The sequence below is a fragment of the Chryseobacterium sp. A301 genome, assembly GCF_054489425.1.
Genome location: NZ_JBTMWY010000012.1, coordinates 1 through 2504 on the forward strand (window position 1 = coordinate 1; position 2504 = coordinate 2504).

Consider the following 2504-nt stretch of genomic DNA (forward strand, 5'->3'; position numbering starts at 1 on the left):
CCTTCCCACCATTGCTAAAGTAAAGAAGCTTCCTGTAATCCTAAGTCGGGAAGAGATCTGGCGTATGCTTCAGGCCGCCGAACTTCTGAAACACAAACTGCTCATCGGTTTGATTTACGGGTGCGGCCTCAGGTGCATGGAAGTTCGGAGTATCGAACTCCGGCACCTGGATTTTGACCGAAAGATGCTTCACATTGTACAGGCAAAAGGTGGCAAGGACCGGTATGTGCCTTTATCGGAACATTTGATCCGGGGACTGAAAACTTTTATTAAAGTTGAAAATCCGGATCAGTATTTATTCAATGGAAATCAAAACAGAAATATTGAAGAGATTGATTTAAAAACAGATCAAAGCGCTTTACAAAAACCTGATTTTGATTCCCGCTACAGTCAGCGCGGTGTGCAGTGGGTGATTAAACCATCTCTAAAAAAGCCGGCATCACCAAAGAGGTGCATACCCACACGCTACGCCACAGTTATGCGACTCATCTGCTGGAAGACGGTGTGTCGATCATTATGGTTCAAAAACTTTTGGGTCATGAAAGAATCGAAGCGACCATGGAATATCTTCATGTCTGCCAGCTCGAACATAAAACCGCTCACAGTCCTTTGGACACAGTATTCACTTTATGCAGCAGGAATGCAGGCCCGAAGTAATGACGGAAGTGTAGCAGAAGTTCTTCGCAAAATCAATTTATCGACCCATAACTTTACAGCTCATCAGGAAAAGACGCTGCGGGCTTTGTCCAACTGCCGGACTTCTGCCTTGGGTGGTCATATTGATACGTGTGACGGTTGCGGGAACCTTTCCATCAGCTACAACTCCTGCCGTAACCGGCATTGTCCACAGTGTCAGGGACACAAAAAGGAAGAATGGATCCAGAAACGCGAACAGGACTTGCTGCCGTGCACCTATTATCATGTGGTTTTTACACTGCCGCAGGAGTTGAATGGGCTAGCAATATCCCAGCCCCAACTCATTTACAAAGCCTTGTTTGAGGCCGCCTGGGCCACTTTAAACCAGTTCGGCAAAACCGAAGGCCTGCAGCTGGGCATGATTGGTGTTTTGCACACTTGGGGACAGAACCTGAGCCTTCATCCGCACCTGCACTGCATTGTTCCGGGCGGTGGCCTCACGAGGCAGGGAAAATGGAGAAAGAAAGTAAGGACCGACAAATATCTGTTTCCGGTGAAAGCACTGAGCAAAGTGTTCCGGGCAAAGTTTGTGGCTTTACTGAGGCTTTGTGGAATTACTGACCACGCTCTTACCGAAAAACTTTTTTCCAAAAATTGGGTTGTGTATGCCAAGCGGCCTTTTGGCGGCCCCAAACAGGTGATCGAATATCTGGGAAGATACACCCACAAGGTCGCCATCAGCAATCACCGCATAAAAGAAGTGACGGATCAGCAGGTCCGTTTTGAGTACAAGGATTACCGCAAAGGCGGCGAAAAAAAGGAAATGACCCTGAGCAACCAGGAGTTTATCCGGCGCTTCAGTCTTCATATTCTGCCGAAAAGATTTGTAAGGATCCGCCATTACGGCATCCTGAGCAGCAGCTGGAAGCGTGGGAAACTGCAGGCCTTGCAATCCGATTTAAAGATCAAGATCCAGGAGGTACCACCCAAAACTTTGCTCAATAAATGCCAGTGCTGCAAGCAAGGGAATTTAGTCACCATTGCCATTTTCGGCCAGCGCGGTCCGCCGCAGGATTTTCTTTTCGTCACCCAACCTTTGTCTGCAGAATAAACTTGTGGGTAAGGGAATCTGTGTTCTGCAGCGAAGAAAAACAGCAGAAAACACCCACAAAGACCACAAAAGGCCACAAAAAAAAGCAGTCCTTCCGAAAAACTGCTTTGTGATCCTAAATTCTAAAATCGAAAACTCCATAGACTGCCAAAATACCGCTGAAAAGCTACCGGAGCTTCCGTTCAACGGGCTTTCATCTCGTGTCCTGCGGACAAGACGAAAGCTTAGTTATTGTGTGCAGTGCTTATTTAAAGTTTAATTCAAATTTTTGGTACTTATAAAATGCATTAGTAAATAGCAATAGAAAAAGAGGAATGATTAAAGGATATTTAAAATCTATTTCATTTTTATAAAGCAGAAAAGTTATGACCAGTGTATAAAGCAAAAGCAATCCGATGATAAAACCGTTCACTAATTTTGGTAATTCTCCCGGTGTCTTTGTCCAAAAGAAATTTTCATTAATTTCAATTGGCACAATTATTTTTCGTGAACTTAATATAAAATTGTGTTCTTTTTCAAAATCTTTACTTTTTACAAGAATTCTATGGTTTCCAAAATTTGTTACAAAATCTAATTTTGGGTTTTTGTAATCCACATTTCCAACAAATTCATCGTCAATAAAAATTTCGTATGCATTATTATTTATTGAAGATTTTTGATTTAATTTCAATTTTATTTTTCCATTCATAGTATTCAATATTTTTAAACGGTATTTTCGAAACATTGCACACAACGGTCTAGGCTATACGTAGTGCGG

Annotated in this window: 3 protein-coding genes and 1 pseudogene; 3 read left to right on the plus strand and 1 reads right to left on the minus strand. The window is 43.0% G+C overall.

The window, feature by feature from the left end:
- Positions 1 to 64 precede the first annotated feature (64 nt).
- The 3 genes and pseudogenes from ACX3PU_RS10225 to ACX3PU_RS10235 form a co-directional block, all read left to right on the plus strand.
- Positions 65 to 298: pseudogene (locus ACX3PU_RS10225) on the plus strand (tyrosine-type recombinase/integrase); the annotation flags it as partial.
- A 152-nt stretch (positions 299 to 450) separates the two neighbouring features.
- On the plus strand, positions 451 to 657 hold the full coding sequence (locus ACX3PU_RS10230; protein WP_459084937.1) for a tyrosine-type recombinase/integrase: 207 nt from the start codon (positions 451 to 453) through the stop codon (positions 655 to 657).
- Entirely contained in the window at positions 641 to 1747 is a 1107-nt protein-coding gene (locus ACX3PU_RS10235) for an IS91 family transposase (protein WP_459084938.1), read from the plus strand. The genes ACX3PU_RS10230 and ACX3PU_RS10235 overlap by 17 nt, the downstream gene beginning before the upstream one ends.
- Positions 1748 to 1991: 244 nt before the next feature.
- Here ACX3PU_RS10235 and ACX3PU_RS10240 read toward each other — a convergent pair whose 3' ends face one another.
- Positions 1992 to 2435 (minus strand): hypothetical protein, encoded by a 444-nt coding sequence (locus tag ACX3PU_RS10240; RefSeq protein WP_459084936.1) that lies wholly within the window; start codon positions 2433 to 2435, stop codon positions 1992 to 1994.
- Positions 2436 to 2504 lie beyond the last annotated feature (69 nt).